We start from the raw sequence: 25,228 nt of genomic DNA, 5'->3' as shown, positions 1-25,228 counted from the left end.
CTACTTGCAACTAAAAAACTTTAAATCCGTATATAAAAAGGAGGTTGCTTTACCAAGCAATCAACTTGTGCAATCCTTGCAGACGAACCTCACAGTTGCCTAAATTGTAAATAAGAGCAACAATGAGATTGAGGGTGTGCCAAGGATAGCGATAATAAAGCAATATAACAAAAAATTTTGAAAGAATATTAACTTTAGTCAAATTTTACGCGTTTAGTTGAATCTTTCAACTCTTTTTAGTGAGTCGCCCTAAACTGGAAGTGAGAAAGTATTATGAATAATAAAGTCGGTATCGTTCACAGCTTACGTGACGGTCAAAAGTACATGGATACTTGGCCGATGCGAAAAGAGCTTGCGCAACTGTTTCCAGAGCAGCGCATCATCAAAGCCACTCGCTTTGGCATGAAAGTGATGCCAGCAGTCGCGGCTATCAGTGTGTTGACTCAAATGGCCTTTTCTAATTTCCAAGCGTTGCCTCAGGCAGTGATTGTTGCATTGTTTGCTATCAGTATGCCGGTGCAAGGTATGTGGTGGTTAGGTAATCGCTCAAATACACAGTTACCTCCAGCACTCGCTGGGTGGTACCGAGAAATTCACCATAAGATTGTTGAAAGTGGTTTTGCGTTAGAACCGATGAAATCGCGTCCGCGCTACAAAGAATTGGCGCAACTTCTTAACCGTGCATTTCGTCAGTTGGATAAGACATCGTTAGAGAGATGGTTCTAACGTGGAGTGTTTAAGAGGATAGGCAGCTCGGCTCAGCCTCACCCTCAAATAAATACGAATAAACAAAAAGGTTGGCTAATGCCAACCTTTTTCGTATCTCACGACTACGTGATACGCGTTGTGTTCACGCCTTCTGCACTTAGAAGTTCTATTTCCTAGCTGTGCATAGCAATTGCTTTTTCAGCCTCTACGTATTCGAGGTTGAATGTCTCTGCCACTTCTCTACAAGTGACTTTTCCATGTATTACGTTCAAGCCTTCGAGGAATCCTTGGTCTTCGAGTAGCGCTTGGCGATAGCCTTTATTAGCCAGTTTGACGATATAAGGTAATGTTGCGTTGTTTAGCGCAAAGGTAGACGTTCGTGCTACCGCACCAGGCATGTTGGCTACGCAGTAATGCACCACATCATCGATGATATAAGTTGGGTCTGCATGGGTCGTAGCGTGAGAAGTTTCAAAGCAGCCGCCTTGATCTATCGCCACATCGACAATGGCTGCCCCTGGTTTCATTTTTGCAATATGCGCTTTGGTAACGAGTTTCGGCGCAGCGGCTCCAGGGATCAAAACAGCACCAATCACTAAATCGGCGGCGAGAACGTGCTTCTCGATAGCATCTTCTGTTGAATAAACAACTTTTGCCCGACCTTGAAACTCTTCGTCTAATTTGCGAAGTGTGTCGATATTTCGATCAAGAATCGTTACATCAGCACGCAAACCAACGGCCATTCTTGCGGCGTTTGCACCTACAACACCACCACCAATGACGACAATCTTAGCCGGTTCTACGCCAGGAACCCCGCCAAGCAAGAGGCCGCAGCCACCATGAGATTTTTCTAGGGTTTGTGCCCCAGCTTGTATTGACATACGACCAGCAACTTCAGACATTGGTGCTAATAGTGGTAAGCGACCCATATTATCTGTTACAGTCTCATAGGCTATACAGACGGCTTTGCTCTTGATTAGCTCATCAGTTTGTGGAAAATCTGGTGCTAGGTGGAGATATGTAAATAATATCTGTCCTTCTCGCAGCATGGCTCGCTCGATTGCTTGAGGCTCTTTTACCTTTACAATCATTTCAGCTTGCGCGAAAACGTCTGTAGCAGTAGGAAGAATGGATGCGCCTACAGCGATGTAATCATCGTCGGAAAATCCGATGCCTGCCCCGGCTTGGGTTTCAACTAAAACTTGGTGGCCTTGAGATACGAGCTCGCGAACGCTTGCTGGGATCATGCCGACACGGTATTCGTGGTTCTTAATTTCCTTAGGTACGCCAATGATCATCCTGACTCCTCATTAGTTTTTGGTTGTAATAACTATGTAGGGTAGTATTGTCGAGTTAATATCTAGTATACAGTCAAATGTTTAACATTGGTTGCTAAATATTTAAAAGATGTAGTGTATGTATTTGCAAGGAAGTAAAAAGGTGGAATAAAACATGGCAGACAACAATAAGAAGCCGTCCAAGGATCTAGACCGTATCGATCGCAACATTCTTAATGAGTTGCAAAAAGATGGTCGTATTTCAAACGTAGAACTTTCTAAACGTGTTGGTCTATCACCAACGCCATGTTTAGAACGTGTTCGACGTCTAGAGCGTCAAGGTTATATTACCGGTTATACCGCGTTACTTAACCCTCAATATCTCGATGCCTCTCTATTAGTTTTTGTAGAAATCACGTTAAACCGCGGTGCACCAGATGTGTTTGAGCAATTTAATACTGCGGTGCAAAAACTCGATGATATTCAAGAGTGCCACCTTGTTTCTGGTGATTTTGACTACCTATTGAAGACTCGTGTAGCTGATATGGGTGCGTACCGTAAACTACTTGGTGACACACTGCTACGTTTGCCTGGTGTGAATGACACACGTACTTACGTAGTAATGGAAGAAGTTAAACAAACGAACCAATTAGTGATTAAGACTCGTTAATGGCTTTTTTGAGCGATTTTGCCAATTAAATTTGGCTCAGCGAGGATGGGATTGTTCGCTGAGTATGCACTTTTGAGGCAAGCGTTCACTTAATAAGCGATATATCTAACGTTAAAGGAAAATCCTTCCCATATTCTGACGTTAGACAATTGGGTTTTTAACTTTGATATGGTTAAATCTATAGTCCGAGTGGCGATGCTGCTCGGGCTATTTTTTTACTGAAAGAAAAGTTGGTTATGTTCAAAAAGAACAGCAATAAAATCGAAACAATAATAAAGACGGGTGAAGAGACCGAGCCTTCTAGATTAACGGGCTCTCAGCGTCTAAAAGAGTGCAGCTTGATTCTGGCTGTACTGGCTTCTATTTTTCTATCGATCGCGCTCATGTCATTCAACCCCGCAGACCCTTCTTGGTCACAAACTGCGTGGGGTGGGGATGTGTCTAATGTGGTCGGCCCGATTGGTGCCTGGCTTGCGGATACGCTTTTCTTTGGCTTTGGTTCGCTCGCGTATGTCTTGCCGATTATCATCACACTCGCATTTTGGATCATTTGTCGTAAACGTGATGCCGATGAACAACTCGATTTTGTCTTGTGGGGTACACGTTTACTCGGCTTGACCATTCTAATTCTTAGCAGCTGTGGCTTGGCTGATATCAACTTTGATGACATTTGGTATTTCTCATCGGGTGGCGTGATCGGTGATGTTCTAACCAGCTTGGCGCTGCCAACACTGAATGTGTTGGGAACGACTCTCGTGTTGCTGTTTATGTGGGGCGCGGGCTTTACGCTTTTAACCGGAATCTCTTGGCTGTCGATTGTTGATTCGCTTGGTGAGTTTGGTATTGCCTGTTTCACTTTTGTGGTGAATAAAATTCGTGGTGAACGTGACGAAGTCATGGAAGCACAATTGAAAGAAGTGGGCGATTTAGACGTGGTAAACCGCGCACCGTTGACGGCGAAGACACAGCCGACGGATGAGCAGGTTGTTGAGCCACGTCGTTACAATATCCATATGCCTGAATCAGCAGCGGTTGCAGCGGCGTCTGTGCCTGCTATGGCGGCGGAATCATTTTCCGAACCATTAGACGTCGCAGATTTGCCAATTAGTGAACCACAGCTTGGTAGCGATCTGCGTTGGAGCCAAGCGGATCCACTAATGAGCAATACTGGTGTCGACGACATCGAATATAATCATGAACCTGTCAGTGAAATCGCCTTATCGCCAGTTCAAGAGCCAGTGTTCCAAGAGCAAACCGTTCAAGAACAAGCTATTCAAGAACAACCAAAGAAAGTGGTGAATGGTGAGGATATCTACGCAGATGAACCTCAAGTAGAGCGCACTCGTCAGCTTAATGCCACCATTGAAGAGCTGGAAAATGATGCGAGCAACGCCAATGATATGGCGGATCAGCAACAAGCTCCGTGGATGCAGCAGTCGGCAGAACCTGAGGTCGCGACGACTGCTTACCAAGAGCCGACAAATGATAGCTATGATGCTGAATCGAGCCAAATTGATGAATTGAACTCGGTGGATGATTTGCCTTGGAACAACATTGATGAGGTAGAGCCAGCACGTCAACCGTTGATTGATGAACAAACGCTAGAGGCTATTTCACAAAATATCGATCCGACGCCAACACACATTGAACCTGTGATTAGCTCCATGGATTTGACTGAGCTAGATGATCAGCAAGTTAACCCTGTTAACACAGAGGCGTCTGAAGCTACTACAGTAGAAACTGTTCCTGAGCACAATACGCAGCCCGAGTGGCAAGAAGTAGATGAGGAAGAGCTCGAGCAAGATAAAGATGCGGCAGCATTCCAATCATTGGTCGCTAATGCTCAAGCTAAAGTGGTTGCGCAGCAAAACCCATTCTTGGTGCAACAAGAAGTGAATTTGCCAAAACCGACTGAGCCGTTACCAACCTTAGACCTTTTGTATCACCCAGAAAAACGTGAAAACTTTATTGATCGTGAAGCGCTGGAAAACATTGCTCGTCTAGTTGAATCGAAACTGGCAGATTACAAAATTCAGGCAACGGTAGTGGATATCTTCCCAGGGCCGGTGATTACTCGTTTTGAGCTGGATTTAGCACCGGGCGTAAAAGTAAGCCGTATTTCAAGCCTTTCAATGGACTTAGCACGTTCACTCTCAGCGATGGCAGTACGTGTGGTTGAGGTGATTCCGGGTAAGCCGTATGTGGGTCTTGAACTACCAAACATGAGTCGCCAAACCGTGTACTTCTCAGATGTGGTAGGTAGCCAAGTGTTTATGGATGCCAAATCACCAACCACAGTCGTACTAGGTCAAGACATCGCGGGTGAAGCGGTCATTGCGGACATCGCCAAAATGCCTCACGTACTTGTAGCCGGTACTACGGGTTCAGGTAAGTCAGTCGGTGTAAACGTCATGATCCTAAGTATGCTCTACAAGGCATCACCGGAAGATCTGCGCTTTATCATGATCGACCCGAAAATGTTGGAGCTTTCTATTTACGAAGGTATTCCGCATTTATTGGCCGAAGTTGTTACTGACATGAAAGATGCGTCTAATGCGTTGCGTTGGTGTGTGGGTGAAATGGAACGTCGTTATAAGCTGATGTCGGTACTGGGTGTACGAAACATTAAAGGCTTTAACGATAAGCTTAAGATGGCGGCTGAAGCGGGCCATCCGATTCATGATCCATTATGGCAACCTGGCGACAGTATGGATGCAGAAGCGCCATTACTGGAGAAACTGCCTTATATCGTGGTGGTCGTGGATGAATTCGCCGACCTAATGATGGTGGTGGGTAAGAAAGTAGAAGAATTGATTGCTCGTTTGGCGCAAAAAGCGCGTGCAGCAGGTATTCACCTTATTCTTGCAACTCAACGTCCATCGGTGGATGTAATTACCGGTTTGATTAAAGCGAACATTCCTACTCGTGTGGCCTTTACGGTATCGACTAAGACCGACTCTCGTACCATTCTCGACCAAGGTGGTGCAGAATCACTATTGGGTATGGGTGATATGCTGTACTTGCCGCCTGGCTCAAGCCATACCATTCGTGTACACGGCGCATTTGCATCAGACGATGATGTGCATGCGGTAGTGAACAACTGGAAGGCACGCGGTAAACCAAACTACATTGAAGAAATCATTAGTGGTGACCAAGGCCCAGAAAGCTTACTTCCAGGTGAAACTATGGAAGCAGACGAAGATATCGATCCGCTGTTTGACCAAGTGGTTGAGCACGTTGTGCAATCGCGCCGTGGTTCGGTTTCAGGGGTACAGCGCCGCTTTAAGATTGGTTACAACCGCGCAGCACGTATTGTTGAGCAATTAGAAGCGCAAGGCATTGTGAGTGCCCCTGGGCACAATGGCAACCGCGAAGTATTGGCGCCAGCTCCCGGCCGGGATATGAACTAAAACTAGCACGCTTTGGAAAATAAAAACGCAGGTAACCCCTGCGTTTTTTTATCTGCGTAGGGCTTAGAGATGAGAAGGCGAGAGTGGCAAGAAATTTGGTCGTATAGAGAATTAACGTTGCTTTGATGAGTACGGCAGTTTTGGTCATAAAAAAAGGGTTGGCATTAATACCAACCCTTTTCTTCATTTCAAGTAGAGCGTTGAGCGATCTCGGCTCTCCTATCTAATATCTTAAAGCACGGCGACGACTATGCGCTGTGATTCTTATTTGCTCTTCACAAATTGTGAAACGACAATCAACGCGAGTGCAATTAGGTTACCGGCAAAAATGATCTCTAGCCATTGTGGCATTGAGAGAGTTAGGAATTGCCAAGAGATCTCAGAGCAATCACCAGACGCTTCAAACATCCAAGGCGCCCATTGGTTAAGTGGTGCCCAGCTAGGGAATTGTACAAACACGTCGCACGTTGCAAATGGTGATGGATTGAATTGGTACTCGACATGCTGCATTGAAAGTTCAAGACCACGATAAGCGGCGTAACCCCATGCTGCCAATCCTGTCCAACGCACTAGAGGGTTTTGTGGAGCTAGCAGGCCGATAATGGCGGCTCCGCCAACGCCCATCATCGCAACGCGCTCATAGATACACATTACGCAAGGTGCTAGTTTCATCCCATGTTGGAAGAATAAAGCGCATGCTTCAAAGAAGACGATAAAGCCAAGAAGCAGTGCCCAAGAAAGGCGGCTTTGTGAAAAGCTTTTCAGCGTGGCGAGGAAGTTCAAAATCATGTCCTTATTTTACAAAATAAAAAAGCTCTGAATAGTCAGAGCTTTTAACTTGAATTTAGTTCCAAATCAAGCGGTAATATTAGTGAGCTGCGGTGCTCACTGCAGAACCGATCTCAGCATGCTGAACTAACCAGCCAGCATCATACATATAAGCTGTCATTGGCTCTAGGAAGAACATGATGCCAGCTAGACCAACTAAAGCAAGCACGATGGTGTATGGTAGAGCCATGATAACCATGCGGCCGTATGATAGACGAATCAAAGGCGCTAGTGCTGAAGTCAGTAGGAATAGGAATGCCGCCTGACCATTTGGTGTAGCAACTGAAGGTAGGTTAGTACCTGTGTTGATAGCAACCGCTAGCAAGTCAAACTGATCACGCGTAATCATGCCTTGGTTCAGCGCCGCTTTTACTTCATTGATGTAAACCGTACCAACGAATACGTTGTCTGACACCATTGACAATAAGCCATTCGCTACGTAGAACATCGCTAGCTGTGTGCCTTTATCTTCAACGGCAAGTACGGCATCGATAACCGGCTTAAATAGGCTTTGGTCGATGATTACAGCTACGACAGCGAAGAAAACAGCAAGTAGGGCGGTAAATGGTAGTGCTTCTTCAAACGCCTTACCCATAGAGTGCTCTTCAACTACACCGGTAAAGGCAGTAGCAAGAATGATAACCGAAAGACCGATTAGGCCAACCGCGGCTAGGTGTAGCGCAAGAGCAACGATCAACCAAACTGCAATTAGACCTTGAACCCAAAGTTTTGCCACGTCTTGGTTAGTACGCGTTTTGCGTTCTTCTGAGTCAAACTCAACTAGGATTTGGCGTACTGCATCTGGAAGCTCTGCACCGTAACCAAAGACCTTGAATTTCTCAACAAGTGCACAAGTGATCATACCGCAAATAAATACTGGCAGTGTTACTGGCGCCATGCGGAATAGAAACTCAACGAATTGCCAGCCAGCTTGGTCTGCAATGATTAGGTTTTGTGGTTCACCGACCATTGTGGTTACACCACCAAGAGCGGTACCCACACCCGCGTGCATTAGAAGAGAACGTAAGAATGCGCGGTAGTTTTCTAGATCGTCACGAGTTAGATCTGGGATTGTATCGTCGTTGTTTGGATCATGATCACCGATAGGGTTACCCGATGCTACTTTGTGGTAAATCGCGTAGAAGCCTACTGCGACACTGATTACCACCGCGATTACCGTTAGTGCGTCAAGGAAAGCCGACAAGAACGCTGCAGTAAAGCAGAACGCCATGCCAAGTAGCACTTTAGAGCGAATACCAAGCAATATCTTAGTAAAGATAAACAGCAGCAGGTTCTTCATGAAGTAGATGCCGGCAACCATGAAGACTAGCAATAGTAGTACTTCGATGTTTGCAACTAACTCATGTTTAACCTGTCCCGGTGTTGTCATACCAATTGCAATCGCTTCAATCGCTAATAGACCACCCGGTTGTAGTGGGTAACATTTTAGCGCCATTGCTAAGGTAAAGATAAATTCAGCAACCAGTAACCAACCAGCGACAAAAGGGTCGATCAGGAAGAATACAATCGGGTTGATGATGAGGAAGGAGATGATTAAGACTTTATACCAGTCCGGCGCCTTACCAAGAAAGTTCTTGATAAACGCATTTCCGAGTGACATCGGCATGATCAATTACTCTTACTTATTGTTACAACTAAACACATGTGTGCTGAGTCCATGTTTTCGGAAGCGGTAAGAACTACCCGAATCAATAGATCCTTAGAAAACAACATTCCTAGTTTGCTATGTGTTTCTGATACGTCATTCATTGAGAATGACAAGCACGAAAATTAACTAATTCGCTACTCTACATTTCATTCACATATCGTCAATGATTATGCAGTAATGGCATAAAATAACGCATTTTTTCTGGAAAAAACGCGAGTTAAGTCGTATTTAAGATACCATGCAAGCTGTGAAATTTGCTACGTTTATTCTCACGGTGAGGGAAAAAGTGATTTTGACTAACTAAACCTTAAACACATCGTAAAAATACCCTACAAAAGTTATGTATTTTGAAACACTGCGTTACCTTCAAACCCTCTATTGGCGGGAACATTGATTGCAAAGTGTCTGTAAACATAAAATTTCAGTGATTTGAATCGTAAATATTATGTTATTCAATTGAGAATAAATTAGAGCTAATGCTCTACTATTTATTTTCAATAACTTTACTTAGCGTGAGTTTTCGATACATATAACTAGTGGTATGATGAGTCACTATGTACCCCTGAAAAATAATATACTGGACACATATTAATGGTCATTAAGGCAAAGAGCCCTGCAGGATTTGCAGAAAAATACATAATTGAGAGTATTTGGAAAGGGCGCTTCCCTCCAGGTTCCATCCTACCTGCTGAACGAGAGTTATCAGAGCTTATTGGTGTTACGCGCACAACGTTACGTGAAGTGCTGCAACGTTTAGCAAGAGATGGCTGGCTGACTATTCAACATGGCAAGCCAACCAAGGTAAACCAGTTTATGGAAACCTCAGGTTTGCATATCCTAGATACGTTGATGACGCTTGATGCAGAAAATGCGACGTCAATTGTAGAAGATTTACTTGCGGCACGAACTAATATCAGTCCAATTTTCATGCGTTATGCATTTAAGGCGAATAAAGAAAACGCAGAGCGAACGATTAAAAATGTGATTGATTCATGCGAAGCGCTAACTGGTGCTGAGTCATGGGAATCTTTCATGCAGTCATCGCCATTCGCTGAGAAAATTACGCAGCATATTAAGGATGACGGTGAAAAAGACCCAATTAAACGCGAAGCGATTTTGATTGCTAAAACGTTCAATTTCTACGACTACATGTTGTTCCAGCGTCTTGCGTTCCATTCTGGCAACCAAATTTACGGTCTGATCTTCAATGGTTTGAAAAAGCTGTATGATCGCGTTGGTAGCTACTACTTCTCAAATCCACAAGCTCGTGAATTAGCGTTAGAGTTTTATCGCAATCTGCTTGAGGTGTGTGAGACTGGTAATCGTGATGGTATTCCACTTCTTGTTCGTCAATACGGTATTGAAAGTGGCCAGATTTGGCAGCAAATGAAAATGACTTTGCCGACCAACTTCACTGAAGACGATAGCTAATCAAGATTGAGTCAATAAAAAGCCCATCAGATTTGATGGGCTTTTTTTATAGTTCGATAGCGATGTCGCTATTAAGTGTCGATGAACAAGCAAGTACATAACCTTGTGCTATCTCATCTTCGGTTAGCGGCGATTGGCTACTTGAATCAACGTTGCCTGACGTCACTTTGCATTTGCATGACCCGCAGATACCGCTGCGACAGGCAATGATAACTGGCAGCCCAGCTTGTTCCATTACATCGGCTAAGTTGCTGCCAGCGGCCGCTTCAAGTGTTTTATCAAAGGTTGGTAGCGCAATTTGCACCACGCTGTTTTGCGTCACACCTTCGCTTTCATTTTGCTGAGGTTCAGATTCTGCTGGAGTAAAACTTTCTTGGTAGAAGCGCTGCATATCAAAGCCAGACTGCTCAAGATACTGTTTGACGTCCAACATAAACTGGTTCGGACCACACAGATAGACATCCCGTTGGTTTAGGTCCCCAACGAGTGAGTTAAGCCAATCTAGATTTAAGCGCCCTTGTGGGAAGTCACTCTCACCAGCATCTTTTAACAGCAATTTGAGCTGAAAATTGGTATTTGCTTTAGCAAGTTGCTGCAGATGCTCAAAGTAGATGGTGTGTTGGGTTGACTTTGCGATGTGCAAAAAATCAATCTCAATATCTGATTTTTGTGCCAACCACTGTTTAGCCATGCTGTATACCGGGGTGATACCGCAGCCGGCACTAATCAATAGTACCTTTTGGGTGTCACCGAGCGGGGCACAATCCACACTATTAAAATCGCCCGCAGGTGCCAGACACTGCACACTATCACCAACGGTCAACTCATCGACGATGTAGTTTGAAACTAGCCCTTGTGGTACCCGTTTAACCGTCAGTTGCAGGTGAGTCTCACCGGGAATCGAACTAATGGAATAGGCTCGGTAGTGTACCTTACCTGCGATCTCTATACCTATCGTGACAAACTGACCGGGTTTGAAATTAAAAGGTTGGGATGTTTCGCTCGTTAGCTGTAGTGAAACGCAATCTTCGGTTTCACACCATTTACTGGTGCAGCGAAGTAGCAGAGGAGAATTAGAATCAAAACACATAATCTTACTCAAAACAGGAACTCAACATGCCATGCCCGATAAAAGAGCATGGCATTGGAAATGCGAAAAGGATTAACCTAGAATCGCTTGCATGTCTTGCTCAACAGTGCTGATTGAGCGCATGTCGAACTTGTCTTGAATAATCGCAATCAGATTATCTGTTAGGAACGCTGGAGCACTAGGACCGGTGTAGATACCTTTAACACCCAGCGCAAATAGCGTAAGCAGAATCACGATCGCTTTTTGCTCAAACCATGAAAGAACCAGTGTCAGTGGTAGCTCATTGATATCACAATCAAACTCTTTAGCGAGCGCAAGAGCCAGTTGGATTGCTGAATACGCATCGTTACACTGGCCTACATCAAGCAGGCGTGGAATACCGTTGATGTCACCAAACTGGTTTTTGTTAAAGCGGAACTTACCACAAGCTAGAGTAAGAATTAGTGTATCTTCCGGTGCGTTGGCAGTGAAGTCTGTGTAGTAGCTGCGCTCAGACTTGTCGCCATCACAACCACCGACTAGGAAGAAGTGACGAATATTGCCTTGTTTTACCTGATCGATAACCGCTGGCGCTGCTGCCATTAGAGCATTACGACCAAAACCTACGGTGATCATGTGCTCGATTTCATTGTGTTGGAAGCCCGGCTGTGACATTGCCACTTCAATCGCTGCACTAAAATCATCGCCTTCGATATGGTTAACGCCCGGCCAGCCAACAATGCTACGCGTAAACAGGCGGTCTGCGTATTGACCGACATTTGGGTTAAGTAGGCAGTTTGAGGTCATTACGATCGCGCCAGGGAAATTGGCGAACTCTTTTTGCTGGTTTTGCCATGCGCTGCCGTAGTTACCAACAAGGTGAGGGTATTTCTTCAGTTCTGGGTAGCTGTGCGCAGGTAGCATTTCACCATTGGTGTATACATTGATGCCTTTGCCTTCGGTTTGTTGCAGAATCTTTTCTAGATCATGCAAGTCATGACCTGAAACTAAAATACATTTGCCCTGCACGGGTTTCACGTTGACACTGGTTGGTTCTGGGTGACCAAAGGTTACAGTTTCACCGTGATCAAGCATCTCCATTACTTTGTAGTTCATTAGACCAATTTCCATTGAACACTCAAGTAATGCGTTGAGATCGCTTGGGTCTGTACCAAGCCATGCCATGATTTTATGGAATTGCGCATGGATTTCGCTATCCACTTGGCCTAGAACACGTGCGTGTTCCATGTACGCCGCAGCACCTTTTAGACCATATAGGCAGAGTAGACGAAGACCAATCACATCTTCATTCACCACATCTTTACCACGATTTACCGCTGCTTGTGGTGCAAACGCAAGAATTTGTGCTGCATCTGCTGGTAATTCAAATTCGGCAACTTGTGGAATCGCATTAAGCTCAACATTGTTTAGCGCCGCCGCTGCAAGAGTTTGCTGCTTAAGTTGTGCTTTGTATTCTGCTGCTTGGCTAGTGAGTTCTAGAATACGCTCAGGATCGAAGTTTACGTTGGTTAAGGTTGCAAAGAACGCACGTGGTGCCCAAGTATCGATTTCAAGATTGATGATGTCGAACTGGCGAGCTTGTTCAGCCCAAAAAGAGACGCCTTGAAGAGTGTAAACAAGAACATCTTGCAGATCGGATACTTCTGCGGTTTTGCCACACATACCTTGGGCAAAAGAACAACCTTTGATGGTTGGGGTTTGAATCGTCTGTTCACATTGAATACAGAACATAGTGGTTCTCCAGTTTACTCTTAATCATCATTTTGTGCCGCTTGCTTTTAAACGTCGTAGCGTTGTTGAGCGAGGGCAAATTTATTTCTTTACTAAGAGCACGGAGTGTGCCAACTTTTATCTTATTGAATTAATTGAGTTTTATTAAATTTCTCGTCAAGAATGTTGTAATAAACACAACGCTATTGATGTGTTTATTACAACGAACATTGAATTGATGCTATGAATTAATGCCGAGTTTTTTTCCCATGCGATACAAATTGCCGCGATCCATTTGCAGGAACTCCGCCGCTTGTGACCAAGTATTGTTCGATTGGTTTAAAGCGTGGACGATCAAATCTTTTTGATAGCGTTCAACCAAGGCACGCATCGGTTGGCTTTCAGAGGGTAAATAGTGGGATGTGTTTTTAACATCAAGATGCGTTTGCAAGTCATCAAAGTGATGTAATTGTATCGTCGTTTGTTGATGTTGAATCGCATGCAGCGCTGCACGAGTAAGGCTATGTTCAAGCTCGCGTATGTTGCCCGGCCAAGGTTGATCTTCGAGTAGCTGCAACGCTTTGGGGTGAACATGGAGATTTGGCGTATTAAATTGACTGCGCACTTTTTCCAGTAAATAGCCAGACAACACAGCAATATCACCTTCACGTTCACGCAGTGCTGGCACGCTAATTGGGAACACGTTTAAGCGATGATAGAGGTCAGCACGAAAACGGCCTTGTTCCACTTCATGTTCAAGCTGGCGGTTGGTTGCAGCAATAATTCGTACATTGACCGTTAAGTGCTGATCGCTACCTACGCGTTGTAATTCACCTTGTTGGATTACTCGTAATAGTTTGGCCTGTAAAATCAACGGCAGTTCGCCAATCTCATCAAGGAAAATCGTTCCGCCATCAGCCAGTTCAAATTTACCTGAGCGGTGGTTGTTAGCGCCAGTAAACGCGCCTTTGACATGGCCAAACAACTCACTTTCTGCCAAACCTTCAGGAAGGGCGGCGCAGTTTACATAGATCATCGGTTTATCGGCACGTAACGATTGGGCGTGTAAATTATGAGCGACCAACTCTTTGCCCGTGCCGGTTTCACCGGAGATCAGTACGGCAAAATCCGATTGAGCGACTGTGGCGATGCTGCGTTTTAGCTTTTCAAATTGCGGACTAAACCCCACCATTTCCCCTTGTTGATTACGTGCTTGTTGAATCAAGGTTTGGGTTACGGAGCGATGTTTACGGTTTTGTGCTTTGAGCGCTTTGAATTGACCAATATTACGCAGTGTCGCTGCCGTTAGGGCGGCAAAAGTATCGACCATTAACGTGTCAAGGTTATCAAACGCGCCAACGCTTAATGCGTCCATAGTTAGCACGCCGACTAATTGACCTTCTACATAAAGACTGCAACCGAGACAGTCGTGAACATCAATGCTTTGTTCGCTACCAAGCAAGACACCATCAAATGGATCGGGTAGGGCGCTGTCGGCATCAAAGCGTACCGGAGTCTTACTTTGCATAATTTGCTGTAAGCGAGGATGTGCGTTGGGAAAAAAGCGGCGACCTAATACCGTGCTTGATAAACCTTTCACTGCAACCGGGGTAAGAAATCCCTGTTGATCGAGCACAAATAATGCCGCAGCATCACAAGGAAAAACTTGGCTAATGCCATCGACTAAATGTTGGTATTGTTCTTCACTGGTGAGGTTAGCACTAAGATTGAGGGCGATATTAAGCAGTGTTTGTTCAACTTGAGATGGCATAGCGGAATAACTTGTAGCACGAAAAGAGAGCATTCTAACAAGGTGATGTAAAAAGTACATCAACGCGTGTATAGGAATGATGTAAGTTTGATACAGATCAATAATATCTTCGAGCATGTTGAAGATAGATGGAAATAAAAAGCCTCGCACTTGGCGAGGCTAGGAGAAAAAAGCGGCGAACTTAGCAGTCAGAGCAGTCTTCTGAACCGCCAGCTTCTGCAAACCACTGGGCAAGGTGAGTTTTAAGATCTTTTAGCTCATCAGGACCAATCAATGCTAAGCCAAGGTCTTCAGCGCGCGTGATATCGTTGTAACGCAGTGGACGGAAGCTGACGAGCATCGCACGTGCTTGCAGGCCGCCAAGCAGATCACGCAGTGATTCTAGTTTGTAGAGCGTATCGTCACCGTCATCACGCATGCCTTTGGTTTTACATTCAATGATGTGTAACTTGTTATTAACCACTGAAGCGACATCAAGTTCGTTACGCACTTCACGTTCGCCAAGGTTACGATATACCTGAACATTCAATGAGTGATCTTGGATGGTTGGCATGTCTTGCTGAATTTGACGTACGGTGCTGTGAACTAGGGTCTCAAGCCATTCCCCATTTGAGAAACGGCGTGCTTCTTCACTAGCGAAAGTGAGAACGCCATCTTCATAGGTTGCGATTTCCGTTTCCACTAAGTCGCTCAGTAACATGTTGAGCTCACGATAACCTTGTTGTTTATCAGAGAGTTCGACATCTAGGCGTTGCTCTTTACGACATGTGGTCGCGAGATAGTTAAGCGTGGCAAGGCCAGGGCCTAATTCAAGTGCATTGCTAGCCCAGCGTTCACCAAGCTCATACAATTTTTGGTCTAGCTGAGGGGAAATATTGGTTTCCGCGAATTCGCCACGGGCACCAAATACGGTGAGATAGTCATCAATGGTAATGCGGTCTTCAACTTGAGTATCTTCACGACCCTCAGGATAGAGCCAGCAGAGACGGTCGCTGTTTGGTTCAACCACGAAGATTGGCCAATGATAGGTACGAAATACCTCGTAAACAGGTAGTAGGCGGTGTCTTAGGCCGCAACTCGCATTGAGTTTAATCGCTTCATTACGGCCTTTTAATTGCTCGGCAAGTTGCATAACGGCCTGACGAATACGGGAGGTATTAGCAACATTTGGAATTTCAAAAAACTCAGACGTAATTTGACGTTTGGACAACACGGCGCTCAGTCGGTTGTACATCTCTTTTTGGGTCTCGATACCAATAAAAACGATGTGGTGACCCGTTGAGCGTTTATCAAGTAATGGTGTGACCAAGCGAATAGGGTCTTGGTCGATTATGCCAACATGAATTGCCATAGTTGTTCCTCATGTTTGGCTTGCGAAATGGAGTACTAAGGTTAATCAATGAGCAAGCCTTAGTACCGATATAATGTTCTATGTCATAAAAAACAAGGGCGATTAATGAATTTAATCGCCCTCGTACAATAATTTAACCGAAATTGGTCAATGATTAGACTCTGAATCGATGTACCAGCTCGCCTTGCTGGCTTGCGAGATGGGTGAGGTTTTCACTCGTGTTCGCAATTTCAGACATGGCTTGATAGCTACTGTCAGCGATCTGGTTAATCTCTTCCACACTCGCAGCAATCGCTGCCGCAGTACTGTTTTGTTCATCTGCCGCGCTTGAAATATGGCCACTCATTTGGCTGATTTCTAAGATAAGCGACTGAATCTCTTCCATGGCACTATTCGCGTTAGATGCTTGGTCAACAGATTGAGTCATATCTTCCATACAACTTTGAATGACATGGTTAGCGGAGGATGAACTGCTTTGCAGGGCGCTGATCATAGTCTCAATCTCAGTGGTTGACTCCGTAGTACGTTGTGCAAGCACGCGCACTTCATCAGCAACAACGGCAAAACCTCGGCCTTGTTCGCCCGCTCGCGCCGCTTCGATCGCTGCGTTAAGCGCTAGCAGGTTAGTTTGTTCGGCGATATTACGGATGACATCCAAAATAGAACCGATTTTACTGCTCATATTTTGCAGCTCTTTAACCGCGTTTACAGACTCGGTTAAGCGAGCTTCCAGTTGATTGATGGTTGAAATATTAGAGCTCATGATCTGACGACCTTGCTCTGAGGCAATTTCAACTTGCTCGACCATATGCAATGAGCTTTCAGCACTGCGTGCTACTTCTTCGACCGAGTGGCTCATCTCATTCATTGCGGTTGCCACACTCGCAGTTTGTTCACGCTGGTGGTTAAGTTGTTGCTGTGCTTCACTCAATGTTTGCTGGTTATTGTTAGCGGTGCGAGTGAGGTTATCAGAGGCCTTGTTAAGCTGTACAAGGATGTTGTGCAAGCTATCGGCTAGGGTATTAATGTGACCGCTCACGCTACTGAATTCGTTGTTATAGCGAATGTCGATACGTTGAGTCATATCGCCGCCACTGAGTGATTCTAGTGTCGCTAAAATGCTCTTAAGTGGGTTACGAACGCTATGCGCGATGTGGTAACCAATCACTGCAGCAAATACCACAACCACCAAGCATAGGAAAATGGCACGAATTAAACCGAAGTCATACACTTCACCAGCTTCAACGAGAGATTGGTTAAGGTCGCCTTGTGCATTCTCACTAAAGGAATTCAAAAGCGTCATTGAGGTGTCGACTTCTTTCGCTAGGTTAGCGATATTTTCGTACAGTGCTTGGCGAGCAAGTAAATAGCTGTTGTGTTGATCTAACACCCCGCCTTTTTGGCCGATATCAATAGAAAATTGATTCACCGGCGCATCAAACTTTTCTTTAAGCTCTGGTAATTGGGTCGTTAGAGCACGGTATGCATAGTTAAGGTGAGTTACCGCTTTTTTGTTGCCAGCGACAGCTTTAGCAACCATATCCGTGTCACTACTCGCAAGCGCGTCTGAGGTAATAACCTCAGCGTCTCTTAGCTTGACGAAGTAGCTCTTAGACATGATTTTGACCGCCATGTTATCTTGGCTTTCAACAAATTCTTTCATGCCATTACTAAGCTCAGCATGCAGGCGTTGGAACTGGCGCGTTGATTGTTGCACTTGAGCTTGTGCCTCAAACATATTGCGGTAGTTGTCCATTGCATCGGATGCTTCCGCGAAAAAGCGTTTCTCAAGTTGCTTTACTTCGCCAATACGCTCGCTTAGTTGAGGATCGCTGGCAGCAGCAGCCTCTAGTTTTGCTAGAGTTTGCTGGTAATGTTCTTGCGCAGTAGCAAACTGGGAACGAATGCTTTCCATACGTTCGAAACTTTGCGTAGTTAAGAAGTCTTTAAATAGTTTGTCAGCAGACAGCAAAGCGACGTTCGTTTGGTTAGACAAGGACACAAGAGGTAAGGATGTGTTTGTGACGCTAGCAAAGTTTGCGTGTATTTGCTCCATGCTACGCAAAGCCATAAACGTTGAAACAGCAAACATTAAGATGATTAAGGCAAAACCAGCGTACATACGTCTGATTACTGAACCCTTCATGTGCCTCTCCTAATTGGGACATTTTACATTGAAAATTATCAGATTTCTGAGGCTGGTTCAGATAGTTCGACATCGGTTTTATGACGCACAAGACAAAATTTCATTGATTTCATGGAGTTTTTGAATTCGTCAATCTCGTGCTTCATGGTTTTTCATTGTGATTTAGTGAGCTATCACTCATACTCGCAATATCATATAGTTAGTAAGGTTTAACCCTATTGAGTGCTTTATGGCTGAAGAAACAATTTTCAGTAAAATTATTCGCAAAGAAATTCCAACAACTTTGCTTTATCAAGATGAGTTAGTAACTGCTTTTCGTGACATTAACCCACGTGCCAAAACGCATATTCTGATCATCCCGAATAAGCTGATTCCTACCGTGAATGACGTTGAAGCGGATGATGAACTTACGATGGGACGCATGTTTACTGTCGCTAAGAAATTAGCGAAAGAAGAGGGTATTGATGAAAACGGTTACCGTCTGATCGTGAACTGTAAAGCTCACGGTGGACAAGAAGTTTATCATATCCATATGCATTTGGTTGGTGGTGCGCCACTGGGTCCAATGTTAATGAACTAATTTACAGTTCTTACGGTCTATACCCAAGCAAGCTGAAAGCAATTAACGCATTTGGCGAGAGCATTAGCCTTGATTTCTGCCTCTAGAAGTCACTTGGGTATATACTAAAAACACTACCATTTAGGTTGTGTTTCTTAAATTCTCAAACTGTTGGAGTACGAATTGAAGATAACTATTCGACTCATTTCCTGTACCGCGATTTCGTTGCTACTTGCTGCATGCGCTAATTTTTCTGCTGGCAACTTGTTTAGTCACTATAGTGCTCAAAACCAAGTGGTTTATCAGGCACTAAAAAGTGGTGATTATCGAGCAGCAGAGGAAGCTCTACCCGATGAAATCGCTGGCGATATTCTCGATAACTTCGAGAAAGGCCGAGTATACCTACTTAATCAAGATAACCAGCAGAGCTTTGTTGCGTTTGAGGCTAGCGACGCTGCAATTAAGCGTGAGCAAGATAAAGCCACGATTTCAATCTCTGATAGTGCCACGAGCATAGGGGCATTAGCAGTCAATGATAACCTGAATCTCTACCAACCTGCCGATTATGAGTTAGGGTTTCTCCATCTATACTTAAGTCTCAACTATGTTCAACAAAACAAGCTTGATGATGCGCTCGTGGAGATTCGCCGAGCGAATCAAGTGCAAGAGCGAGCAAGAGCTGAACGCGAGAAAGAGCTAGAAGCAGCTCAATCGGAGATGAAAGCGCAAGGCTTAACGCCTAATATTGGCAGTATATTGTCCAAATATCCGGATGCAGGTAAGAAGCTACAAGCGGTACAAAACGCTTACTTGATGTACCTTTCCGCGTTGTTATATGAGGCAGATAACTCGCTTAATGATGCGTACGTGGACTATCGCCGAGCCCTTGCAGTGATGCCCGACAATCGCAGCTTGATTGATAGTGCCATGCGAGTCGCGAAAAGACTGGGCATGAGCGAAGATCTTCGCCTTTTAGAAAGTCGTTATGGCAAATGGCGTCCACTTTCAGCCAATAAAGCGCGCGTTATTCTTCAAGAACAAGATGTCGTGGAGGCCATGCAGGGTTGGAAGCTTTCTTTACCTTTGTATGACAGTCGAGGCAACGGCGCATTGTATTCTTTAGCTTTGCCCTATTATCCATCGACTCGTCTAGCTTCGTATGTGCCAATTCGTTTGAATGGGCAGGGTATTGCGGCAGAAATGCTAACCAATGTGAATACAATGGCTGAGCAAAACCTATCTGAGCGCATGCCAAATATGGTTATTCGCCAAGCATTACGTGTGGTGGCGAAAGATCAAATTCGTCGTGAGACAGCAAGTAAGGATGATGTGGGTAACTTGCTGTTTAATGTATGGAACACACTAACAGAGCAACCTGATACCCGAAGTTGGCAGACACTACCAGCCGCAGTTTATAGCAATACTGTTGAGGTGGATGCTGGTGAACAGCGTTTGAATGTTGGCGGTCAATCATACCAATTTACAGTTTCTGCTGGGAACACAGTACTGGTATGGTTATCACGTCAAGGAACCAATGCCACGATGTGGCATAAACAACTAGGAAGATTGTAATGAAGAAATTCGTTTTAGTAATCCTATCAATGTTTGCGATAGCAGGATGTGCAACCAACACTTCTGGATTAAGTATTGATGGCAACGCGCAAACCGTACTGTTTGCAAATGACTCGATGTCACGCAGTTTAACGATCAATGACATTACTACGCGCATGGTCGACGATCACGTGCAGGGAATAGTGAGCTTATCAAGCAACATTAGCTCTGACCAAGATTTGTTATATCGCTTTTATTGGTATGACGACCAAGGTTTGGAAGTCAGCAAGCCAGGTAACTGGCGTCGGTTGATCATTCGAGGTGAAGAAACATTGCAAATATCCGGCGTAGCAGTCAATCCTGCTGCAACCCAGTTTCGTGTACAAATTCGCAAAAACAACGACGAGTAACCGTATTGGGAACCAATACTTGGTTATCCATGTCTTAGAGAATAAATGTTAAGGAATGTAGAATGAATAAAGGTGTAATAGCACTTCTTGGCTTAGCTGTTGTTTTAGGTGGCTGTTCAAATCAGGTCAGCTATGGTGATGCGCAAGCGGTAGAGACCACAACCATTGATTTTGGTTCTACCGATCTACAAACCATTGCGGGTGAGATGGTCGATAGCATGCTGACATCTGGCTCTGTCGCTGCAATTACTCGCGACTCACGTCCAATTGTGTTTGTTGAGCGAATCAAAAACAAAACCAGTGAGCATATTGATACCGAATCCATTACCGATACCATCAGTACTAAGATGCTAAATTCAGGTAAATTCCGTTTTGTAGATATGGGCCGTGTAGAAGCAGTACGTGACCAGTTGAACTTCCAAAACAACGATGAATTAGTGAATCAAAGCAACGCCATTCAGTTTGGTAAAATGGTTGGTGCGCAATACATGTTATACGGTAACTTGTCGAGTATCGCGAAAACCGCAGGTAGCGATAAAGACGTTTACTACAAAATGACTATGCGCCTAATGGATCTAGAAACTGGATTAATTGAATGGGCAGATGAAACTGAGATTCGTAAGCAAGAGTCAAAAAGTTTCCTTGGTTTATAATCGATAGACATGAACATTGAAGGAGTGTTGTATGGCGCGTATGTCTTGGCGTGAGGCATGTCAATTAGACAGTTCATTAGACTCTTTACAACATTTCTTCGCTGTTCGTCCCGACTACGCTCAAACTTTAACTGGAGGCTTAACCAACCGTTGTTGGAAAATCGTTGAACACAATGGCAATGCGTATGTATGGCGGCCGATTACAGCGATTACTCAAGCCTTCTCAATTTCCCGCGTTCAGGAATACCAGATTCTTTCGGCGATTTTTGAGCATGGGCTCAGCCCAAAACCTATTTTAATCAATGACAGAGGCTTGTTGGTTGATTGGTTAGAAGGGGAGTCTTTGGTCGAACACCTCAGCTTTGAGCAACTGCTGCATGCTCTAGTGAGCGTACATAGCTTACCTACCACTCGTATACCGGTTGCACCTTTTAATTTTACCGCGCGTGTTGACCACTATTGGATGCAAATTAAACCGGAACTGAAAACCGACGCATTTGCAACCCTATATCATGATTGGCGAAAAGCGCCAAGTTTGGCAGAAGTGCCTGCAACTCTATGTCATTTTGATATGGCGGGCTATAACATGGTTCAGTCAGAACAAGGTGTCAAAATTATTGATTGGGAATACGCAACGATTGGCGACCCTCGACTGGATTTGACGTTGAGTATCGATGTTTCAGGTGTGAATGAGATTGAGGCTATTCAGCAATACTGTCAATTGCGCAATATCGAAGGCATTGATGATTGGTTTGAAGGCATAAAAGCGTGGCGTCCCCGTGCCAATATGATGGCAATGTTATGGTATTTGCTCGCTTACCAATTGTGGGGAGATGAATATTATCTCCATCAAGCTGAGCTATTACAGCAGCAGTTTTGCAACTGAGATCACCGTTTCACTGAAAGCTCGTGAGAATCTCATAACAACACCTTTAAAACCTTATAGTTCGTGTTAGATTAAATCGAACTTGTTGCAATTTAGTTAGTCAATCCGAACTAGTATTAACAACAAGCCAGCAGTTTAATCGGGGATGAATTATGATTATCTATTTACACGGATTTGATAGCACCAGTCCTGGCAATCACGAGAAAGTGCTACAGCTTCAGTTTATTGATGAAGATGTGCGCTTCATCAATTACAGCACGCTTCACCCTAAACACGATATGCAGCACTTGTTAAAAGAAGTGCATAAAGTCATCGAACAGTCTGACGACGCGAACCCTTTGATTTGTGGCGTAGGGCTCGGCGGTTACTGGTCAGAGCGTATTGGTTTTTTATGTGGCATTAAGCAAGTTATTTTCAATCCCAATCTCCACCCTGAGACGAATATGCAAGGCCGTATTGACCGTCCAGAGGAGTATGAGGATATCGCGACGAAATGTGTGTCGGAATTTCGATCTAAGAACAGCCAACGTTGTTTAGTGATTTTATCGAAACAAGATGAAGTGCATGACAACCAACAGACCGCTAATGAGTTGAGTGACTACTACCCAATTGTTTGGGATGAGGCTCAAAGCCACAAGTTTAAGAAAATCTCGCAGCATTTACAGGCGATGAAAGCATTTAAAGAAAATCATTGATCGCTGCTTGGCACAGCAACGTTAGTAGAAACGGCACCTCTGGTGCCGTTTTTTTATGCAAAACACACCTATATCAGCGCAACATATTAAAATTAAACCTTTGATTACAAATTACCTTACTTTTTCTAATGAGTTTGAAGCAATCTCTAGTTGCACCACGAAAATTGCTCTATATAATGAGTCTCATAAAATTTATTTGATAAAATCAAAAAATTGAGAGCGAGTGAAAAAACTCGCCTAAATGTGCTCAGCAACCCATGTTTTAGGTTGCCAGCGATTTTCTCGCCGCAGCGAGTTTACATCCAATCACGTAGTTCACTGGAAGAACCTCTATCGCATTCGATTTGCGACGCCCCAAAGATTTAATTAGTGCGCAGTGCGGGCTAAAGCAGATTTCGTTTTTATCTTAGAGGACAGTTACTATGAAAAAATTATCGTAGTAGGTGGCGGTGCGGGCGGTCTTGAGCTTGCTACTAAACTAGGTCGTACTCTTGGTCGTAAAGGTCGCGCGCAAGTGACTTTGGTTGACCGTAAATCAAGCCATTTGTGGAAACCTTTACTACATGAGGTAGCAACAGGTTCGTTGGATGAAGGTGTGGATGCATTGAGCTACCGCGCGCATGCGAAAAACCACCATTTTGATTTTCAACTGGGTAGCCTAGAAAACATTGATCGTGAGCGCAAAGTCGTTGTGCTTTCAGAACTAAAAGATGAGCAAGGTGAGCTGCTAATGCCAAGCCGCGAACTTGAATATGACTTTTTGGTTCTAGCGATCGGTTCTACTTCTAATGATTTCAACACACCAGGTGTGCGTGAAAACTGTATTTTCTTAGACAGCCCTGAGCAAGCCCATCGTTTCCGTACCAATATGAACAACGAGTTCTTGAAACTGCATGCTAAGCAAGGTCATGGTACGGTAGATATCGCGATCGTTGGTGCTGGTGCGACAGGTGTGGAACTTTCTGCTGAGCTTCACAATGCCATCAAAGAGCTGCATACATACGGCTTTGGGGATTTAGATTCAAGCAAATTGAATGTGAACCTGATTGAAGCGGGTGAACGTATTCTTCCAGCATTGCCACCACGTATTTCAGGCGCCGCTCACCAAGAGCTAACTAAGCTTGGTGTTAACGTGCGCACAGCGACTATGGTGACCAAAGCAGAAAAAGACGGACTAACCACAAAAGATGGCGAAAAGATCCCTGCGCAAATTATGGTGTGGGCTGCGGGTATCAAAGCGCCTGATTTTATGAAAGATATTGCTGGTCTTGAGAGCAACCGTATCAACCAGCTAGTGGTGAAAGATACGCTACAAACCACGCGTGATGACAGCATTTTCGTTATTGGTGATTTGGCCCAATGTACTCAACCGGATGGTTCTTTTGTTCCGCCGCGCGCACAAGCTGCACACCAAATGGCATCGCTTGCGTTCAAAAACATCATTGCGCTTATGTCTAATCGTGAGCTGAAACCATACATTTATCATGACCATGGTTCACTGGTATCGCTGAGTCGTTTCTCTACCGTTGGTAGCCTGATGGGTAACTTGACCAAAGGCTCAATGATGGTTGAAGGCCGTATCGCTCGTGTTGTGTATATTTCATTGTATCGTATGCACCAAATGGCGCTGCATGGCGTGTTTAAGACTTCATTGATTCTATTGATGGGACGTATTAACCGCGTATTACGTCCGAATTTGAAACTGCATTAATCAAATTTTTGCCATCGAATAGATGATTGAATCAAAAAAACCGAAGCATTGCTTCGGTTTTTTTATGTCAATTCAATGCGCTATAGCATGTTCAGAAGAGTATTGCTCCCTCAGGGGACATTTACTGAAGTCTCATTAACGAGGAATGATTGAGTAGACAGCGCCAAGTTTGGGTTGGCGATCGACGATAAAACGATTGGCCGCATAAGTTTCAAACTCAGCATCACATGCGATTGCGAGCTTTTGACTGGCATGATTGTCCGGGTCACAGACAATCTCTAAACGCGTTAATTTGAGAGTATCAAAACAAAAATCACGTAACGCAGATAACGCTTTGCGAGCATAGCCTTGTTGCTGATACGCATCACCAATCCAGTAACCGATACTCGCCATATTAAACGTATGATAGAGTTCGTTGATAGCGACCATGCCAAGTAATCGGTCATCACAACGGCGATAAACACCAAATCCAAACGCTTGCGATTTAACCCAGTTTAAGCGAGTTGAGAGAATAAATTTGTCAGCCTCTTGTTGGCTGAAATCAGCATGGCACCACTCAATCCATTGATGCAAACTTGGCGAATGACGAATAAGTGTCTGTAATTCTTCGCTATCCTCACTATCGATTAAGCGTAAGACCAAAGAAGATGTGATGATCTGATAATCAGGGCTCATAGGAAACGTCTGCTATACACATGAGTT

At 44.5% G+C, this 25,228-nt stretch carries 20 protein-coding genes; 11 read left to right on the top strand and 9 right to left on the bottom strand.

Features of this window, described 5'->3' with window-relative positions:
• The first annotated feature begins 273 nt into the window (after positions 1–273).
• A complete protein-coding gene (gene yfbV, locus Vt282_RS08585) occupies positions 274–726 on the top strand; it encodes a terminus macrodomain insulation protein YfbV (protein WP_162046074.1) in 453 nt (150 codons plus the stop codon).
• A gap of 155 nt (positions 727–881) precedes the next feature.
• Here the strand turns inward: yfbV and ald are convergent, their stop codons facing one another.
• Positions 882–2,006 carry an alanine dehydrogenase gene (ald, locus tag Vt282_RS08580; protein WP_162063141.1) on the bottom strand — a complete coding sequence of 375 codons (1,125 nt, stop codon included), beginning with the start codon at positions 2,004–2,006 and terminating at the stop codon, positions 882–884.
• Between the two features lie 154 nt (positions 2,007–2,160).
• Between ald and lrp the strand changes: the two genes are divergently transcribed.
• Both lrp and Vt282_RS08570 read left to right on the top strand, forming a co-directional pair.
• Positions 2,161–2,655, top strand: coding sequence for a leucine-responsive transcriptional regulator Lrp (gene lrp / locus Vt282_RS08575; protein WP_006710825.1), 495 nt, complete (start codon positions 2,161–2,163; stop codon positions 2,653–2,655).
• Between the two features lie 236 nt (positions 2,656–2,891).
• Positions 2,892–6,065 (top strand): DNA translocase FtsK, encoded by a 3,174-nt coding sequence (locus Vt282_RS08570; RefSeq protein WP_162063140.1) that lies wholly within the window; start codon positions 2,892–2,894, stop codon positions 6,063–6,065.
• A gap of 264 nt (positions 6,066–6,329) precedes the next feature.
• Here Vt282_RS08570 and dsbB read toward each other — a convergent pair whose 3' ends face one another.
• A complete protein-coding gene (dsbB, locus tag Vt282_RS08565; RefSeq protein ID WP_162063139.1) occupies positions 6,330–6,848 on the bottom strand; it encodes a disulfide bond formation protein DsbB in 519 nt (172 codons plus the stop codon).
• An 85-nt stretch (positions 6,849–6,933) separates the two neighbouring features.
• A complete protein-coding gene (nhaB, locus tag Vt282_RS08560) occupies positions 6,934–8,520 on the bottom strand; it encodes a Na(+)/H(+) antiporter NhaB (protein ID WP_162046078.1) in 1,587 nt (528 codons plus the stop codon).
• A gap of 633 nt (positions 8,521–9,153) precedes the next feature.
• Here nhaB and fadR point away from each other — a divergent pair.
• Positions 9,154–9,993 (top strand): fatty acid metabolism transcriptional regulator FadR, encoded by an 840-nt coding sequence (gene fadR, locus Vt282_RS08555; RefSeq protein WP_162046079.1) that lies wholly within the window; start codon positions 9,154–9,156, stop codon positions 9,991–9,993.
• Positions 9,994–10,039: 46 nt separating this feature from the next.
• Here the strand turns inward: fadR and Vt282_RS08550 are convergent, their stop codons facing one another.
• The 5 genes from Vt282_RS08550 to Vt282_RS08530 all read right to left on the bottom strand — a co-directional run bounded on the left by Vt282_RS08550 (position 10,040) and on the right by Vt282_RS08530 (position 18,061).
• Entirely contained in the window at positions 10,040–11,083 is a 1,044-nt protein-coding gene (locus tag Vt282_RS08550; RefSeq protein WP_162063138.1) for an FAD-binding oxidoreductase, read from the bottom strand.
• 72 nt (positions 11,084–11,155) lie between these two features.
• Positions 11,156–12,814: a hydroxylamine reductase gene (hcp, locus tag Vt282_RS08545; protein ID WP_162063137.1), complete on the bottom strand. Its 1,659-nt coding sequence runs from the start codon at positions 12,812–12,814 to the stop codon at positions 11,156–11,158.
• Positions 12,815–13,034: 220 nt separating this feature from the next.
• Entirely contained in the window at positions 13,035–14,564 is a 1,530-nt protein-coding gene (norR, locus tag Vt282_RS08540; protein WP_162063136.1) for a nitric oxide reductase transcriptional regulator NorR, read from the bottom strand.
• Positions 14,565–14,745: 181 nt separating this feature from the next.
• Positions 14,746–15,915, bottom strand: a complete 1,170-nt coding sequence (locus Vt282_RS08535; protein ID WP_162046083.1) for a DUF1887 family protein — start codon at positions 15,913–15,915, stop codon at positions 14,746–14,748.
• A gap of 154 nt (positions 15,916–16,069) precedes the next feature.
• Complete coding sequence (locus tag Vt282_RS08530; RefSeq protein WP_162063135.1) at positions 16,070–18,061, bottom strand: methyl-accepting chemotaxis protein; 1,992 nt, start codon at positions 18,059–18,061, stop codon at positions 16,070–16,072.
• A 229-nt stretch (positions 18,062–18,290) separates the two neighbouring features.
• Here Vt282_RS08530 and Vt282_RS08525 point away from each other — a divergent pair, with 229 nt between their 5' ends.
• The 7 genes from Vt282_RS08525 (at position 18,291) to Vt282_RS08495 (ending at position 24,526) form a co-directional block, all read left to right on the top strand.
• Positions 18,291–18,641 (top strand): HIT domain-containing protein, encoded by a 351-nt coding sequence (locus tag Vt282_RS08525; protein WP_162063134.1) that lies wholly within the window; start codon positions 18,291–18,293, stop codon positions 18,639–18,641.
• A 162-nt stretch (positions 18,642–18,803) separates the two neighbouring features.
• A complete protein-coding gene (locus tag Vt282_RS08520) occupies positions 18,804–20,192 on the top strand; it encodes a COG3014 family protein (protein WP_162063133.1) in 1,389 nt (462 codons plus the stop codon).
• Positions 20,192–20,581 carry a YcfL family protein gene (locus tag Vt282_RS08515; RefSeq protein ID WP_162046087.1) on the top strand — a complete coding sequence of 130 codons (390 nt, stop codon included), beginning with the start codon at positions 20,192–20,194 and terminating at the stop codon, positions 20,579–20,581. Before Vt282_RS08520 ends, Vt282_RS08515 begins: the two co-directional genes overlap by 1 nt.
• A gap of 62 nt (positions 20,582–20,643) precedes the next feature.
• Positions 20,644–21,234, top strand: a complete 591-nt coding sequence (lpoB, locus tag Vt282_RS08510; RefSeq protein WP_162046088.1) for a penicillin-binding protein activator LpoB — start codon at positions 20,644–20,646, stop codon at positions 21,232–21,234.
• A 31-nt stretch (positions 21,235–21,265) separates the two neighbouring features.
• The gene (locus tag Vt282_RS08505; protein WP_162063132.1) at positions 21,266–22,120 is read left to right on the top strand and encodes a phosphotransferase; all 855 of its coding nucleotides are present in this window, start codon (positions 21,266–21,268) and stop codon (positions 22,118–22,120) included.
• A 152-nt stretch (positions 22,121–22,272) separates the two neighbouring features.
• Positions 22,273–22,815 (top strand): alpha/beta hydrolase YcfP, encoded by a 543-nt coding sequence (gene ycfP, locus Vt282_RS08500; protein WP_162046090.1) that lies wholly within the window; start codon positions 22,273–22,275, stop codon positions 22,813–22,815.
• A 403-nt stretch (positions 22,816–23,218) separates the two neighbouring features.
• Positions 23,219–24,526: an NAD(P)/FAD-dependent oxidoreductase gene (locus Vt282_RS08495; protein WP_162063717.1), complete on the top strand. Its 1,308-nt coding sequence runs from the start codon at positions 23,219–23,221 to the stop codon at positions 24,524–24,526.
• Between the two features lie 135 nt (positions 24,527–24,661).
• Here the strand turns inward: Vt282_RS08495 and Vt282_RS08490 are convergent, their stop codons facing one another.
• Complete coding sequence (locus tag Vt282_RS08490) at positions 24,662–25,201, bottom strand: GNAT family N-acetyltransferase (RefSeq protein WP_162063131.1); 540 nt, start codon at positions 25,199–25,201, stop codon at positions 24,662–24,664.
• Positions 25,202–25,228 lie beyond the last annotated feature (27 nt).

It is taken from the genome of Vibrio taketomensis (assembly GCF_009938165.1).
GTDB lineage: Bacteria > Pseudomonadota > Gammaproteobacteria > Enterobacterales > Vibrionaceae > Vibrio > Vibrio taketomensis.
This window is presented reverse-complemented; position numbering and strand designations above follow the sequence as displayed.

Excerpts from the sequence above, each read along its gene's own strand:
- yfbV (WP_162046074.1), top strand. The coding sequence starts at position 274 with ATGAATAATAAAGTCGGTATCGTTCACAGCTTACGTGACGGTCAAAAG.
- ald (WP_162063141.1), bottom strand. The coding sequence starts at position 2,006 with ATGATCATTGGCGTACCTAAGGAAATTAAGAACCACGAATACCGTGTC.
- lrp (WP_006710825.1), top strand. The coding sequence starts at position 2,161 with ATGGCAGACAACAATAAGAAGCCGTCCAAGGATCTAGACCGTATCGAT.
- Vt282_RS08570 (WP_162063140.1), top strand. The coding sequence starts at position 2,892 with ATGTTCAAAAAGAACAGCAATAAAATCGAAACAATAATAAAGACGGGT.
- nhaB (WP_162046078.1), bottom strand. The coding sequence starts at position 8,520 with ATGCCGATGTCACTCGGAAATGCGTTTATCAAGAACTTTCTTGGTAAG.
- fadR (WP_162046079.1), top strand. The coding sequence starts at position 9,154 with ATGGTCATTAAGGCAAAGAGCCCTGCAGGATTTGCAGAAAAATACATA.
- Vt282_RS08550 (WP_162063138.1), bottom strand. The coding sequence starts at position 11,083 with ATGTGTTTTGATTCTAATTCTCCTCTGCTACTTCGCTGCACCAGTAAA.
- hcp (WP_162063137.1), bottom strand. The coding sequence starts at position 12,814 with ATGTTCTGTATTCAATGTGAACAGACGATTCAAACCCCAACCATCAAA.
- norR (WP_162063136.1), bottom strand. The coding sequence starts at position 14,564 with ATGCCATCTCAAGTTGAACAAACACTGCTTAATATCGCCCTCAATCTT.
- Vt282_RS08535 (WP_162046083.1), bottom strand. The coding sequence starts at position 15,915 with ATGGCAATTCATGTTGGCATAATCGACCAAGACCCTATTCGCTTGGTC.
- Vt282_RS08530 (WP_162063135.1), bottom strand. The coding sequence starts at position 18,061 with ATGAAGGGTTCAGTAATCAGACGTATGTACGCTGGTTTTGCCTTAATC.
- Vt282_RS08525 (WP_162063134.1), top strand. The coding sequence starts at position 18,291 with ATGGCTGAAGAAACAATTTTCAGTAAAATTATTCGCAAAGAAATTCCA.
- Vt282_RS08515 (WP_162046087.1), top strand. The coding sequence starts at position 20,192 with ATGAAGAAATTCGTTTTAGTAATCCTATCAATGTTTGCGATAGCAGGA.
- lpoB (WP_162046088.1), top strand. The coding sequence starts at position 20,644 with ATGAATAAAGGTGTAATAGCACTTCTTGGCTTAGCTGTTGTTTTAGGT.
- Vt282_RS08505 (WP_162063132.1), top strand. The coding sequence starts at position 21,266 with ATGGCGCGTATGTCTTGGCGTGAGGCATGTCAATTAGACAGTTCATTA.
- ycfP (WP_162046090.1), top strand. The coding sequence starts at position 22,273 with ATGATTATCTATTTACACGGATTTGATAGCACCAGTCCTGGCAATCAC.
- Vt282_RS08490 (WP_162063131.1), bottom strand. The coding sequence starts at position 25,201 with ATGAGCCCTGATTATCAGATCATCACATCTTCTTTGGTCTTACGCTTA.